Source organism: Marinomonas sp. GJ51-14, assembly GCF_055808695.1.
The window spans coordinates 2884643-2899154 of record NZ_CM147879.1 but is presented as its reverse complement, the minus strand read 5'-3'; the positions used below and the strand labels follow the sequence as shown (position 1 = coordinate 2899154).

Sequence of the window (14512 nt, the reverse complement as noted above, 5' to 3'; positions counted from 1 at the left end):
TAAAACTAACGAACAAAATGCAATTGTGTGGTTCGGATTCTCAAAGGACGAAGCGCTTGCTCCCAGCCTTTTTCTGACAAGTTTTGACCGTGATAAATAATATGTAATGCCGTTCCCGATTCAGCAACGGCATCTTTAAGAAAAGCAGTAAAGGTATCGTCTTGTAATGGATTACTAATGCTATTTATGGAAGAAAAGCTAAAACATTCAATTTTGTGATTGGAGAAGTCTTGTAACGCATCACGCCAATAAGGTTCAAAAACTCCATTATCAAATGAAGAAACCACCACAATGACACTGTCACTCAAATCCATTTCATAGAGCAAACGACCTTTCCTAACACCAGATAAGGTCTGAACATGCAATGAGTCGTTAATAGCAAGCGCTGTTACTTTTTGCCACTCAGCCTTAGAAAACGCGCCTTGCTGCAGAATCACCTTAAGCGGTGCGCCCGCCTGATTCAAAGCCATGCACTCAACAAAGTGGCTTTTCTGCTCTAATAAGTCGTCAACAAAAACATCTTCTAAGAACACAGACAGAAAAACTCTATCACCAAAGGAATCATCACTTGGACCTAACAGCGTTATTTCGACATTAGACTCATCAATCGAATTCAACGCCATGACAGAAAATACAGCCGAAGCGGCAGGCGTTTGTGTACTTAACGCCATATTAGACGATATCGATGTTTGACAGGACAAAAGGGATTCACAGTTATTCAAATCATAAAGACGACACGCACCACACGCGCCAGCACGGCAACCGTAACGAACATCCGCCCCTTGAGACAATAAAGACGACAGTAAATTGTCTCCGCCATCTACATCGAAGACATTGTCATCCAATTTAACCGTCAATCCTTGATACCCCATCACCCAAACCTAACCATATTATGATCTTGCTATTATGCCACACTCTGATCATCGAGCTGCTTTTAAAACTGCATTAGGATGTTTAAATTCAGGCTATAGATGATTACCATAGAGCAAACTATTCAACACATCTCTATTTAGATTCTATTCACTTTCATCAAGGATTGTACGATGTCTAGCTATAACGAATCCCCAGAAGCAATATCTCAAGCCACTGAAGGCTATGTCATGCAACAAACTATGTTGCGTATTAAAGACCCTGCGGTGTCATTAGAGTTTTATCAAAAAGTATTAGGTATGAAGCTATTAGGCAAATACGACTTCCCAGCGATGCAATTTACGCTTTACTTTTTAGGTTATGAAAAGGAAATACCAGAAGGCGATGATAAAACTAAAACCGAATGGGTTTTCCGTCGTCCAGCCTTGATCGAGTTGACTCATAACTGGGGCAGCGAGAAAGATGAAAACTTTCCAGGCTATCACAGTGGCAATGAAGACCCACGTGGATTTGGACACATAGGCATCAGTGTACCAGACGTGTATGCGGCCAGTGAACGTTTTGCCAAATACGATGTGGAATTTGTCAAAAAGCCAGACGATGGTTCAATGAAAGGATTGGCTTTCATCAAAGACCCAGACGGTTATTGGATTGAGATCCTATCAGCAGAAGGCATTACTGAGATTATACTCTCTCAATAGCACTTACCTAGATAACGAAGAAAATATTTAGAAAAGGGAGCTGTATTATCAGCTCCCTTTTTCATTGGGTGTCGCAGGCCAACTTACGATCAATAAACTCTAATCCGTCTTCGGTGTTGACGCCAATAAAGCCTCTAGCAATCGCCAGAAATCCCCTACGGAATCAATTTCCATACGTTCCGTCGGTGAATGCGCACCTCGAATGTTCGGACCAAAAGACACCATTTCCATACCCGCGTATTTCGCGCCAATGATGCCGCACTCTAATCCTGCGTGAATCACTTTCACATTAGCTTCTTGTCCCATAACCTCTTGATGAACATCAAGGAAATGCTTGAGCAAACCAGCATTTGGATCTGGTCTCCAACCTGGATAACCATTTTCTAAATTCACATCAGCATGAATCAACGAAAAAGCCGATTTCGCCACATAAGCAAGATGTTCAACCGCAGAATCCACCAAAGAACGTACCAGCAAACAAGCGTCAAACACCTTTTCGCCGTCTTTGGAATTCTTAAGGTTAATTACACCAAGGTTACAAGATGTCTCTGTCACACCTTCCAAATCAGCACTCATTCTATGTACACCATGAGGCGCGCAGTAAATAGCATTCAACAAAGCGTCTTTGGCATCGGCTTCTAATTCAGAATCAACTTCTGAGGGAATAAGAGAAACCAGCAACTTAGGTTCAGTACTAACAAATTCAGCCTGAGTACGTCTTTCAAATTCAGTAACAAAGGCAAATAGCTTAGTTTCGTCAGTGGAATCTAGATTAATGGTTGCGCAGGCATCACGAGAAATAGCATTACGCAAAGTGCCGCCAGTAAAACCACTCAGTCCAAAATCACATTCTTCTTTAAGCAGATTCAACAAACGAATCAACAAAACATTCGCGCTCGCACGACCCTTATGGATATCTAAACCAGAATGACCACCACGCAAACCAGAAACAACAATGTCGAAGGCTTTTTTATCACCTGTCACAGGCAACGCCTTGTAGCGTTTTTCTATGTTGATATCCACGCCACCAGCACAACCTATGTACACATCGCCACGATCTTCGGAATCTAAATTCAGTAAGATTTTGCCTTTTAAAATACCTTCTTCTAACTGCAAAGCACCACGTAAGCTGGTTTCTTCTTCTATGGTAAAAAGCGCTTCAATTGGCCCGTGAGCCAAGTCGGTCGATTCCAATACCGCCATCGCCGCCGCGACACCAATGCCATTGTCTGCGCCCAGCGTTGTGCCTGTCGCATGAACCCAACCATCGATAACCTGAGTCACGATTGGGTCTTTGGTGAAATCATGATCCACATCGGCGTCTTTTTGCGCCACCATATCCAAATGGCCTTGCAGGACAACGGTTTCCCTGTCTTCCATGCCTTTCGATGCGGCTTTACGAATCAACAGGTTTCCAGCAGGGTCAACGTAGGTTTCCAACCCTAAAGACGTCGCCCATTGAATAAGATGATCTCTTAGCTGTGCTTCATAATAAGACGGTCTTGGAGTGTTACATAAGGTTTGAAAATGTCGCCAAATTGCACTGGGTTGTAAGGTATTCAATACTTCGTTCATGGAACGCCCTTCAGATCGTTAAAACAATATGAAAACAACAGTAAAGAAGAGCAAGGATTGAGGCAATCGAAATAAAGACAAGGCTGATAGAGAAAACGTATGTGGGAGGTTTAATTCATAACCCTTCCTCTCGTTAGTCAGTTGTAATATACCGGATATTAAACTCTACACTTCAATTCGGTTGCCTATGATTATGAAATTTAATTTTACTTTGAGTCGAATTGCTCTAATCCTTTTTGTAGCTAACATTTGAATTAAGCCGTGCGCCAGTTAAGCCGCCCACCTTTAATGATTTGTTAAGCATTGAAGCAACCCTAGAGCCTAAATTTTCAAAAAACTTACTATCTTCGGAAATTAGCAAAGTAATCACTCCATGACTGATGCTCTCGCCCCGCGGCTTCGGAAAATTGACTTGGATTATCATTTGCACCCATGCTAATTCCTTCGTAAATACCTGCAATGACCCCTCCAATGAAATCACCAAGTTCAGCAATTCGCTCTTTTCGGTACTCATCTACTGTCATCGGTACGTAAGTGAGCGTGGTGCCGAATACATCGTTGAAGTGGCTGGCCAGTTCACTTTGCGTAAGAAGGTTGCCGTGTAGGTTGTATGTTTGTCCGTTGTGTTTATCTTCAGTAAGCATACGGGCGTACGCGTATCCAAGCTCGGGGCGCGTCGTGTACCCGCAGCGGCCACTGCCAGCACAGTTGGCTATGGTTCCAGCTTTCTTGTATGCGTCGATGTACTCTACGTCCGGTTCGATATAGATACCATTGCGCCCGATGGCCCAGTCTAATCCGCTTTCACGAACATCTTGTTCAGTCTGGCGATTGCTTGCGATGATAGGTGAAAACGCGGTTCCCGATTCTGCTCCTTGGACACTGGTATATACGATCTTACGCACACCAGCTGCCTTTGCGGCACGAATGACGTTCCTGTGTTGTTCAATACGTTTATTGGGGGCATCCATGCCGGAAACCAGAAGCACGGAATCAACACCTTGCAATGAGGCAGTGAGGTCATCCGGGGAGTTATAGTCTCCCTTACGTATCTCCACGTTCAAATACTTGGCCTTCGCAGGTGTTCGCGCTAGCCCCACCACTGAATCCATACCGAGTTCTCGCAGAGCCTTGATAATCGCAGCCCCAAGGTGGCCGCTAGCAGCTGTAACAGCAATAGTCATATTAACTCCTCATAGATGATACTCATGTGAAAACGGTCTCCGTTTTTAGCTTTGGACCACACTAAATCGATGTCTAATGCTTTTAGCAAAGGCGCGCGGCATTTTACGCGTCCTGCTGGCTAAACTTGTTAAATTTAATGAAATTAATATAGATATTAACAAAATCTGAAACTGGAAAAACGAGCATGCGCGTTATTCTTTATTTTCATTAAAAAAAATCACGTTCATTCCTAATTAAAGAGTAACAGCGCTTTCTCTTATTCATTGATCTTAGTAGGCTTTTTTATTTCCTGCCAGTACAAACACGCAAAATAAAATCATCTCAAATGTCTAAACGCGCAAGAAATGGTTTGAATGAAGAATAAATTGTTTATGCATACATGTTTAGGTCGGCGAATTCCGAATCAGGGTCAAAGCCCTTTTTAATAAGCTCTTCTGTAATCAGAAGGTTTTGAAGCTAAAAGGGGTTCGACTCTTTGCGTCGAAATAACGTTTTACATGCACAAAAGAATAACCCCATCTGTATAAACGGTACATCATTTACATTTTAAACTGGGCTCTATGTTTCTGGTGACATCAAAGAAGCAAGGCAAACACCAAGAACGAGGTTAAACGATAATATCTTGCGAGAGTATCGAACGGGGGAATTTACTTTGCTCTAATTACTCAAAAACCCAATAACCCAATAACCCAATAACCCATCTGAACTCCCCTAAAATTAAAACAAAAAAAAGCCCAGACAGAATCTGGGCTATTTCGTAAATCGAGTAAATTAATTACTCAAGCATTTACTTACGTTCTTTTAGCGCACCAGCAGAGAAGGTAACGAACTCTTCTGCGCTGGTTGGGTGAACACCCACTGTGGCATCAAAATCGGCTTTCGTTGCCCCTGCTTTTAACGCGATGCCTAAGCCTTGGATGATCTCGCCAGAGTAGTCGCCTACCATGTGAGCACCAATGACTTTTTCATCCGCATTGTTAACCAGCATCTTCATCAATGTTCTTGATGTTGCGCCACTTAACGTATGTTTCATCGCACGGAAGTCTGTTTGATACACACGGAAGTCGATACCGCGAGCTTCTGCTTCTTGTTCAGACAAACCGACTGTACCAATAGCTGGTTGGCTGAATACAGCCGTCGGGATGTTGTCGTAGTCAAAGTCGACTTCTTTTCCATCAAACCAATAATCGATCAACGCCATGGCTTCTTTAATCGCAACAGGCGTTAGCTGAATGTTATCAGTCACATCGCCTAAGGCGAACACGCTGTCGGCTGTGGTTTTGAAATTCTTATCAATTTTCACTGCGCCGTTTTTGCCGAATTCAACGCCAGCTTTATCCAGCTCTAACGAACCAACGTTTGGTACGCGACCTGTAGCATACAAGATCAAACCAAAGCGTTCAGAAGTGCCGTCTTTAAAGTGAACCATGCGTTCGCTTACTTGATCTTCTGGATCAACCAATTCGATGCGATCCACATCGGTATTCAAACGAACATCGATGCCTGATTTTTTGTATTCTTCACTGGCAAAAGCACGGACATCTTCATCAAAGCCACGTAGTAATTGATCACCACGATAAGCAAGCGATGTATCCACACCTAAACCATTTAAAATGCCAGCAAACTCAACGGCAATGTAACCACCGCCGACTACCAAGGCTTTGCCAGGTAACGAGTCTAGGTAGAACATTTCATTAGAGCTAACCACTAAATCACTGCCCTGAAATTCAGGAATGAAAGGTTTTGCTCCCACGGCAATTAAGATACGTTCTGCTGTGTAGGTTTTGCCATTTACCATAACGGTATGAGCATCCACAAAGCTCGCGAAACCAGAAATAACTTCGACGCCTGCATTACCCAGCATGTTGCCGTAAATGCCGTTTAGACGTTCGATTTCTTTGGTTTTGTTGTCTCTTAATACTGACCAATCAAACTTTGTTCCTTCGTTTGTCCAACCAAATCCTGCTGCTTCGCCAAAGCCATGACCATATTCAGAGGCATAGACAAACAATTTTTTGGGTACACAACCAATGTTGACACAGGTGCCACCTAACGCGCTGCCTTCAGCAACCGCCACTTTATACCCTTTAGATGCCGCAACACGGCTAGCACGCACGCCGCCAGAACCTGCACCAATAACAAATAAATCGTACTGATAAGCCATTAAGCTCTCCAATGTATGTTCATTAAAAATTATCCCTTGAGTGTAACAGGGCTTTTTAAAAATGCTAAAAATTATGAATATATTAGCTTGATAAAAAAAACTAACTAATTCTAACGGGTTAAGCGCTTTATGAGTTTGTAACATCTAGGTATGATTAAGGAAATTAAACGTGGAATGATTCTCATGAAGTTTGTATCTTTTAACATTAATGGTTTACGTGCTCGACCACACCAAATAGAAGCATTAGTAGAAAAACACTCACCAGATGTCATTGGCTTACAAGAAATCAAAGTACATGATGACGCATTCCCCCATGAAATTCCTGAATCTGTTGGTTATCATGCTTATTACTACGGTCAGAAATCTCACTATGGTGTGGCTATCTTTAGTAAGCAAGAAGCAACAAAAGTAGAATACGGTTTCCCAGGTGATGATGAAGACACCCAACGTCGTATGATCATTGCCACGTTTGATACGCCACAGGGTCCAGTCAAAGTACTGAATGGCTACTTTCCACAAGGTGAAAGCCGTGACCATGAAACTAAGTTTCCTGCTAAACGTAAGTTTTATGCAGACTTGATGGAATACCTTGCTTCTCATTCTCCTGATGAAAAAATCATTGTCATGGGTGACATTAATATTTCCCCGACGGATCTAGATATCGGTATTGGTGAACCAAATGCAAAACGCTGGTTGAAAACGGGAAAATGCAGCTTTTTACCAGAAGAAAGAGAATGGTTCAAAACCCTTGTAAATTGGGGACTGACAGACACTTATCGCCAGCTTAATCCAGAAAAAAACGATCGCTTCAGTTGGTTTGATTATCGCTCAAAAGGCTTTGACGATACGCCTAAACGTGGACTAAGAATCGATGTTATTATGTCTTCCAACGGTTTGACCCCCTACTTGCAAGATTCGGATGTTGATTACGACTTACGTGCACTAGAGAAGCCGTCAGATCACGCACCAATTTGGACGAGCTTCGGACTGGATTAGCCAAAAATCAAAAAGACGACTAATGGTTAAAAAACGTACAGAGACATGTAGCGACCGCCTTACTTGATGAGGAACACCATTAGTCATGACTACCCCCAGATTTATCCACAGACAATGTGGATGAATTTATTTTGTGCCATAAATACAAGCATAAGCTAGTATTTGACTTGTGAAATAAAGATGAGAAATATCAATGAATGATAAAGCGCTCACTATGGAAGACATGCTAAAACAGTCCTCTCAGGCTGCGACGTTTTTAAAAGCCTTGAGCAATGAAAACCGTCTGATGATTTTATGTTATTTATTAGACAAGGAACTTTCTGTAACCTCATTGAATGAAAAGCTACCGCTAAGTCAGTCTGCTCTCTCTCAACATCTTGCTCTATTGAGAAAAGATGGTTTGGTAACGACAAGACGTGAATCTCAAACCATTTTTTACAGTCTAGGTGATGAACGAGTAAAAACCTTGATTCAAACACTGCATGTATTATTTTGTCCAACGTTATAAGAAATTGTGCCAAATACAGACAAAAAGGCCGCTATTTTCACTTCCAATAGGATTTAAAAACAGCGGCTACTTTGACCTAAATAATGATTAATACCCTTGATCTCTAAGCCTTACAAAACTCGCAAACCTTGGAATTCCACGCTCAGTCAATCCATGATATTTATATATCACAGTTTCACCCACTGAAGGCGGAGTGCGGCGTTCTTCATCAGTAAAACCGCTTCCTATTTTGAAGCGTAAACCAGATGGTGTCTCCACTAACATAGACCCCATCATGCCGTCGTATTTCCCTGCCCCATTTAATATTGCAATAATCTTGGCGTCAGCTTCCAGATAGGGTTTCAGCTTAAGTAAGTTATCTGTTCGACCACTTTCAAATAAAGCTGATTTACGATGCAAAATTAAACCTTCTGCGCCTTTTTTAACGTACTCATCTAACAATTGATGCAGTGCCTGATTATTAGCAACCGTAAATTGTTTAATGGGAATAACATGTGGAAGGTTCATTCCGTTGGCGATCCGAGTGTAACGTCTAAAGCGTTCTTCAAATGGCATGGCTTTTTCTTTGTCTGGTGCATCAAATATCATGTAATGAATTTTCTGCCATTCCCTATCAATCGGTTTGTTTTTTCTTACCGTCGACATGATAAATTCAAAATCATTTCGCTTAGACCAAAGCTCACCATCTAACCAGACATTAGGCCATTTATCTGTAAACCAAGCTGGCGCATGAATCGGGTTGCCTTGACGGGTTATGAGACGCTCTCCCGTCCAAATAGCACGAACACCATCATACTTCTCACTTATTAAATAATCTTCAGCATGGGTATCGTCAGAAAAACTGGTCGCTAGTTGCACATCCACTTGTGCGAAAAGGAATATAGGGAATTGTAATAAGCCGATAAACAGCCATTTTTTAAGATAGGTCATGATTCACTCCTTTGATCATAAAAGTGCTATCCGTAGCACTTAATTACGCTAAACGATTTCAATTAAGGAATCAAATTTAAGAAGTAAATAATAAAATGAATAAGAACTGAAAACCTATAACATTCAGCTTTCTAGTTATTATCTAATCACCTAGGTTCTTTATTTTAAAACCATTAAGGACGATAAACTACTTTATTACGACCAGTCTCTTTGGCCTCATATAGAGCTTCATCAGCCCGCTTCAATAGCGTTTCTTTCTTTTCTCTGCCACCCGTGAAAAAAGTCACACCAATACTCGTAGTTACTGAAATTTCTCGACCTTCATGTATAACTGGCACTTTCTGAATTATATTTCGGAAGCGCTCAAAAGCAGATGAAGCGCTTTCTTCACATATATTAGGAAGAATAATACCAAACTCTTCTCCTCCTAAACGCCCAATAATGTCACCGTCTCCCAGAACCGATACAATTCGCTCAACCACATCAATCAAAACAGCATCACCTGCATCATGACCAAAGGTATCATTCACCACTTTGAACATATCTAGATCAAGGATTGCGCAAGCTAAAGACTTTCCATATTGGCGCGTAGAGGTCATTTCTCGCTCTAACATCGCTTCAAAAGCACGGCGATTCGCTACGCCCGTTAAGTGATCCGTAGTCGCTAATTCTTCAAGAAGAATATTTGATTCAACTAAACGACGTCTCATATTAGCAATACGTTGCATCGCTAGCATCTTGGCAGACAATACCTTCTGGCTAATAGGTTTAATTAGGTAATCATCTCCCCCAACTAAAATACCTTCTTCAACATCCGTTTCTTCAGCACTGGCGCTTAAAAAAATAATAGGCAGCCATTCTTGCTTCTGAACCTCTTGCGCTTTTCGGATCGCCTTAACAGCATCAAAACCATTCATTTTTGGCATCTGAACATCCATCAAGATCAAATCCAGATCTTGAGAGTGCGCCATAAACTGATCTATCGCTTCTTGCCCATTACTGGCTTCAATGACTTGATAATCCAGCTTTTTTAAATATAGCTTTAATAACAAGCGATCAGTGTTGGTATCATCTACGATTAATACTTTCATAGAGTGGCCACTATTCGTTGAAGCTCAACTTTTACATCATGGTACATAGTAATTAATTCACGTAGTTTCGTATTAAGGTCCGGCACCTTCTCTTGCCTGCTTTCTTTTTCAATCTGAGCTGCCATTGCAGATAAAATCACAGCACCAACATTCAAGCTAATTGATTTCATACTATGGGACAGTTGGGATATCGCCTCATAATTAGGCATTTCACTTGTTTCTAACATACCGTTAAGAGAGCCAGTGATTTGATCTGCATCGCCAAAAAATGCATCAACGAGCAATAGAAAATCATCACCCAGCAATGTTCTTAATTCATGAAGAACAGATTCATCAACGATAATGTCAGAATTAGTTTCAAAAGCCGAGCCTTGAGGAGTGGCTATTCTATTTTCCAACTCATCCCCCCATTCGATTCATCGTTTGGTAACCATTTTTCCAACATACTGATGAACTCCCTTTGTGTAAATGGTTTTGGAACAAGACCATCACCACCCGCACGGAAAACTTTTGATAGAGTTTCTTGCTGAATATCAGCAGTCAAAGCCAATATTGGAACCCGTTTGTTATAGCTATTTTTTTCCGCTTGCCTAATACGCCGCATTGCAGAAAGACCATCCATTACTGGCATGTGCAAATCCATAAAAATAAGATCTGGCTGATGCGCTTTCCACATATCAACACCTATAGCACCATTTTCTGCAGCAATAATATCAAACCCCATTTTTGTTAAGATCCCACAAGCCACAGCCATATTGGCTTTCATGTCTTCAACAACTAATACAAGGCCGCGCTTTGATTGTCCCTTAATGTATTCGTATCGAGCATCTTCACTGTCATTAAGTTCAGAATAAGAAATCTGATGTCCCAATAAATTTGAAGAGGTTGCATCAATCAACCCTTTTTTTAAGGCAGAGCCACTCATAGGCTTAGAGATACAGACATTAACACCCGCTGAAGACAATGACTCTTTAGGTAAAAAATCCGCTGACGAGGCCATTAATATGGTTGGCTGATTAATGGAACCACTAATTTCTCGTATTAACTTAGATAACATTAAGCCATCCATCTCTGGCATCATATAATCCAGCAAGACTATATGGTATGGCACGCCATCATTAATCGCCTTCTCTATTCGAGCTAAGCCTTGTAAAGGGTCTGATTCTATATCCGCATAGATATCACAAGATTTTAGCTGATTTCTTAGTATCGTTAGGTTTGTTTCATTGTCATCAATAACGAGGGTTTTCTTACCAATTAATAAAACTTCATCCGTCATTTTTTCAATACTAGAAATAGCGTGACTTTCGGGTAAAGACAATGTTACTGAAAAAGTAGAACCGACGTTGAGCTCACTGGATAACGAAATTTCACCATTCATTAAACCGGTAAGCTGTTTTGTGATTGCAAGACCTAGACCCGTTCCACCAAATCTTCGAGTTGTTGAACTATCAGCCTGTACAAATGCATTAAATAAATAAGGTTGAACGTCATTGGCAATGCCCACACCAGTATCAATAACGCTTATTGTGATAGAGACAAGACCTTGTTGATCAACCACCCCTTTTGTGGATATCAGAACATGCCCAGTAGTAGTAAATTTGATCGCGTTACTAACTAAGTTTGTCAGAATTTGTTTAATGCGGAACACATCGCCAACTAAAAAACGAGGGCAGTCATCTTCGTACTCAATTAATAAATCAATGCCTTTCTCTTCAGCTTTAAGCATCAACAAACGAGCTACATCATAAATGGCTTTTTCTAAATTAAAATCCTCTAATTCAATAGAAAGATGCCCTGCTTCTATTTTAGAAAAATCTAGTATTCCATTAATTAGCTCTAAAAGCCCTTCTCCGGACTCTCTAAGAACACTCAAACTCTGTTGCTGCTCTAAATCTAATCTAGTGCCAGAAAGTAACTCGGCCATTCCAAGTACGCCATTAAGAGGCGTTCTGATTTCATGACTCATAGTGGCAAGGAAATTACTCTTTGCCTTACTCGCTGCAACAGCTTGATCACTGGCTTCTTGCAACACGACTTCGGTCTCTTTACGAGATGTAATGTCCATGTTGACACCAACAACACGAGAAGCACAGCCATCGCTATCAAATATAACGGTGGCATTTGATTTCAAATAACGAATTTGACCATCTTTACGAGTGATCCGAAAGTCGGTGTCTAAATTTTTAGACTGGTTTAACTCATCATTTTCATTTTTGAAATACGCTCCGCCATCATCTAAACGCACAAGTGTATTTTTTAGTCTTTCTCTGTCTTCAAAATGAACGCACTCTTCCCACATTTCATTTGGTAGATGACGCTCATTTTTGGAAAAACCATACAACCGATACATCCACTCATCCCAGTGGAGTGTTTCTGTTTCTATGTCTAACTCCCAAACACCAATGCCCGCAGCCTCCGTTGCAATAGATAAACGAATGTTAGTATCGATCATTTTTTGTTCGGCTTTTAACCGTTCAGTCACATCTCGTATATGACCAATATAACCGCCAAAACTTCCATCAGAATTATGAATCATGCTACCAATAGTTTCGGAATGAAAAATCTTACCTTGGCTATTTTTATAACTGACTCTATAACGATTTAAAATATCTTGGGAGATGCCGCTATAAGCGCTCCCCTTCTCGATATAATCATTTTCTTCTGCATAAAGCATCTGAGTGCTTTTACCTATAACATCACTCAGTTGGTAACCAAACAATTCTGTAAAGGCTGGGTTAATCATTTTGATTTCGCGATTAATTCCAACTAAAACAATCGCTTCAGGTGCATTAATAAACAATGATTCAAACAAGGTTTTTTGTTCGATAAGCTCGATCTCGCCTTGAACTTGCTCTGTTTTGTCTTGAAATGAAATAACAACACCTTCAACATCCCCCATTTCGGAGTGCATAGCAACACAGGTGTATTCACACACAAAAACAGCGCCATCTTTTCTACTAAAATACTCTCCTCGCGCTCGACAATCTTCACCACTAGAGAGGCTTTCTTGAATTGGGTTAGTTTCTAATGAAAATATCCGTCCATCTTTATCTCGATGGGAAAGCAACTCGATCAAATTACGACCAAGTAATTCCTCTGCTGAATACTCTAAAATATGGCAAGCGGCCGAATTAGCAAAAGTAATATTACCTTTTATATCAACACCGAAAATACCTTCATGTACTGCTTCTAAAATTAAACGCTGTTGTTTTGCCGCAACTTTTAGATTCGTTTCGTCTTGGTGCTGAGTCATTTCATTACCAACCCATTGGGATAGTAATTTCATTACCTCATAATCATCATCACCAAAAGATTGAGCTTTAGGATTCGGACTTGAAAAATTCAGCGTCCCCCAACGCTTGCCTCCAACATAAATAACAATGCCAATATAAGCCTCTAGACCAAAGGCTTTATAACAAGGATGTTCTTTAATATCACTGATGGCCGTATGAAAATAAGAAGTTGGTAAGTCGCTCTTAAGCGTATGAGTACAATAGGTACTGCCTAAATCAAATCTTGCACCTGGTAATACTTCACCACCCGGTGTGTGACTGTATTCAACATAATAGTCATCATCTTCAATACGACTAATTAGACCGATAGGTAAAGAGAATTGCTCCACACCAACCTGTAAAATGCTTTGCAATTTCTCATCTAACGACAAGTCAAAATTTGCCGTTACTTCATGAAGCCTTTTTAATGTATTAAGCGTTCGCTTCTGGGACGTAATATCCTGCATATATAAATACAGCCCCGTCACTTCCCCATCTGCTATTCGAGGAACATAAGACGCATCGATAAATCTCAGTTCACCTTCAATACCTTGTCGTAAGGTATATTGAAAATTAACGGCAACACCCGATAAAGCCTTTGCGACATATATTTTAGTCGCGTCACAAATTTCAGTAGGTATGGAATCTTTTACATATTTTCCTGCAATGTCTTTTTTAGATAATGAAAAGCGCTGAGCATAAGCATCATTGATGAATTCGTAACGTAGATCCTGACTAACTAGTGCAATATAAGTCGGAATTTTATTGCTTAGTCTTAAGAGGTCTGTATGACTAACTTTATTTGAACCACTAAAAACAGAGGACGAGTTGCTAGTTGTAGAGGAAACTAGTGCGGAAAACATATCGACAAAAGAAGAAAGGTACTCCTCAACCTCCGCAAGGTCTAGTAGACAGTAGCTGTCACTCAGAAAAATCAAACTTGCTTCAGTCTTAGGTAAAGGCTCAACAATATAACTTGATATGTGTTTTTTTTCTAAAAGCGTAACCAGCTCTGTCGGAGGCGTTTGATCATCAAGACATCGTGTCTCTGGTAATAAAGACAACCGTAAAAATACATCAGACAAGGCTTCTGATGAAATGCCATCAAGTCCACCAGAAAGTAATATGGATCCATCACTGGAAACCAAACCAACACAGGGCATTCCTAAAAGAGATCTTGCCACCTTTAAAGAAGCAACTAAACCTTCCATTTGTTT

11 protein-coding genes are annotated in these 14512 nt (G+C 40.7%); 3 read left to right on the top strand and 8 right to left on the bottom strand.

What is annotated here, in order from left to right; all coding sequences use genetic code 11:
* Positions 1-5: 5 nt before the first annotated feature.
* On the bottom strand, positions 6-857 hold the full coding sequence (locus AC0L3Y_RS13800; RefSeq protein ID WP_473464781.1) for a 2Fe-2S iron-sulfur cluster binding domain-containing protein: 852 nt from the start codon (positions 855-857) through the stop codon (positions 6-8).
* Positions 858-1043: 186 nt separating this feature from the next.
* Between AC0L3Y_RS13800 and gloA the strand changes: the two genes are divergently transcribed.
* The gene (gene gloA / locus AC0L3Y_RS13795; RefSeq protein ID WP_473464778.1) at positions 1044-1571 is read left to right on the top strand and encodes a lactoylglutathione lyase; all 528 of its coding nucleotides are present in this window, start codon (positions 1044-1046) and stop codon (positions 1569-1571) included.
* 99 nt (positions 1572-1670) lie between these two features.
* Here gloA and AC0L3Y_RS13790 read toward each other — a convergent pair whose 3' ends face one another.
* From AC0L3Y_RS13790 to gorA, 3 genes are all read right to left on the bottom strand, one after another.
* Positions 1671-3146 carry an aminoacyl-histidine dipeptidase gene (locus AC0L3Y_RS13790; RefSeq protein WP_473464774.1) on the bottom strand — a complete coding sequence of 492 codons (1476 nt, stop codon included), beginning with the start codon at positions 3144-3146 and terminating at the stop codon, positions 1671-1673.
* 341 nt (positions 3147-3487) lie between these two features.
* Positions 3488-4330, bottom strand: coding sequence for an SDR family oxidoreductase (locus AC0L3Y_RS13785; RefSeq protein ID WP_473464770.1), 843 nt, complete (start codon positions 4328-4330; stop codon positions 3488-3490).
* Between the two features lie 788 nt (positions 4331-5118).
* On the bottom strand, positions 5119-6495 hold the full coding sequence (gorA, locus tag AC0L3Y_RS13780; RefSeq protein ID WP_473464765.1) for a glutathione-disulfide reductase: 1377 nt from the start codon (positions 6493-6495) through the stop codon (positions 5119-5121).
* 183 nt (positions 6496-6678) lie between these two features.
* Between gorA and xthA the strand changes: the two genes are divergently transcribed.
* Positions 6679-7491: an exodeoxyribonuclease III gene (xthA, locus tag AC0L3Y_RS13775; protein ID WP_473464760.1), complete on the top strand. Its 813-nt coding sequence runs from the start codon at positions 6679-6681 to the stop codon at positions 7489-7491.
* A 193-nt stretch (positions 7492-7684) separates the two neighbouring features.
* Complete coding sequence (locus AC0L3Y_RS13770) at positions 7685-7999, top strand: ArsR/SmtB family transcription factor (protein WP_473464758.1); 315 nt, start codon at positions 7685-7687, stop codon at positions 7997-7999.
* A gap of 87 nt (positions 8000-8086) precedes the next feature.
* Here AC0L3Y_RS13770 and AC0L3Y_RS13765 read toward each other — a convergent pair whose 3' ends face one another.
* From AC0L3Y_RS13765 to AC0L3Y_RS13750, 4 genes are all read right to left on the bottom strand, one after another.
* Positions 8087-8929 carry a DNA ligase gene (locus AC0L3Y_RS13765; protein ID WP_473464754.1) on the bottom strand — a complete coding sequence of 281 codons (843 nt, stop codon included), beginning with the start codon at positions 8927-8929 and terminating at the stop codon, positions 8087-8089.
* A 173-nt stretch (positions 8930-9102) separates the two neighbouring features.
* Entirely contained in the window at positions 9103-10020 is a 918-nt protein-coding gene (locus AC0L3Y_RS13760; protein WP_473464749.1) for a GGDEF domain-containing response regulator, read from the bottom strand.
* Positions 10017-10418: an Hpt domain-containing protein gene (locus tag AC0L3Y_RS13755; RefSeq protein WP_473464745.1), complete on the bottom strand. Its 402-nt coding sequence runs from the start codon at positions 10416-10418 to the stop codon at positions 10017-10019. Before AC0L3Y_RS13755 ends, AC0L3Y_RS13760 begins: the two co-directional genes overlap by 4 nt.
* Positions 10403-14506 (bottom strand): PAS domain S-box protein, encoded by a 4104-nt coding sequence (locus tag AC0L3Y_RS13750; RefSeq protein WP_473464741.1) that lies wholly within the window; start codon positions 14504-14506, stop codon positions 10403-10405. Before AC0L3Y_RS13750 ends, AC0L3Y_RS13755 begins: the two co-directional genes overlap by 16 nt.
* Positions 14507-14512: the final 6 nt, after the last annotated feature.

What these genes read in the sequence shown, in the direction of transcription:
- AC0L3Y_RS13790 (WP_473464774.1), bottom strand. Translation starts at nt 3,146, where the DNA reads ATGAACGAAGTATTGAATACCTTACAACCCAGTGCAATTTGGCGACAT.
- AC0L3Y_RS13760 (WP_473464749.1), bottom strand. Translation starts at nt 10,020, where the DNA reads ATGAAAGTATTAATCGTAGATGATACCAACACTGATCGCTTGTTATTA.
- AC0L3Y_RS13750 (WP_473464741.1), bottom strand. Translation starts at nt 14,506, where the DNA reads ATGGAAGGTTTAGTTGCTTCTTTAAAGGTGGCAAGATCTCTTTTAGGA.
- xthA (WP_473464760.1), top strand. Translation starts at nt 6,679, where the DNA reads ATGAAGTTTGTATCTTTTAACATTAATGGTTTACGTGCTCGACCACAC.
- AC0L3Y_RS13770 (WP_473464758.1), top strand. Translation starts at nt 7,685, where the DNA reads ATGAATGATAAAGCGCTCACTATGGAAGACATGCTAAAACAGTCCTCT.
- AC0L3Y_RS13785 (WP_473464770.1), bottom strand. Translation starts at nt 4,330, where the DNA reads ATGACTATTGCTGTTACAGCTGCTAGCGGCCACCTTGGGGCTGCGATT.
- gloA (WP_473464778.1), top strand. Translation starts at nt 1,044, where the DNA reads ATGTCTAGCTATAACGAATCCCCAGAAGCAATATCTCAAGCCACTGAA.
- gorA (WP_473464765.1), bottom strand. Translation starts at nt 6,495, where the DNA reads ATGGCTTATCAGTACGATTTATTTGTTATTGGTGCAGGTTCTGGCGGC.
- AC0L3Y_RS13765 (WP_473464754.1), bottom strand. Translation starts at nt 8,929, where the DNA reads ATGACCTATCTTAAAAAATGGCTGTTTATCGGCTTATTACAATTCCCT.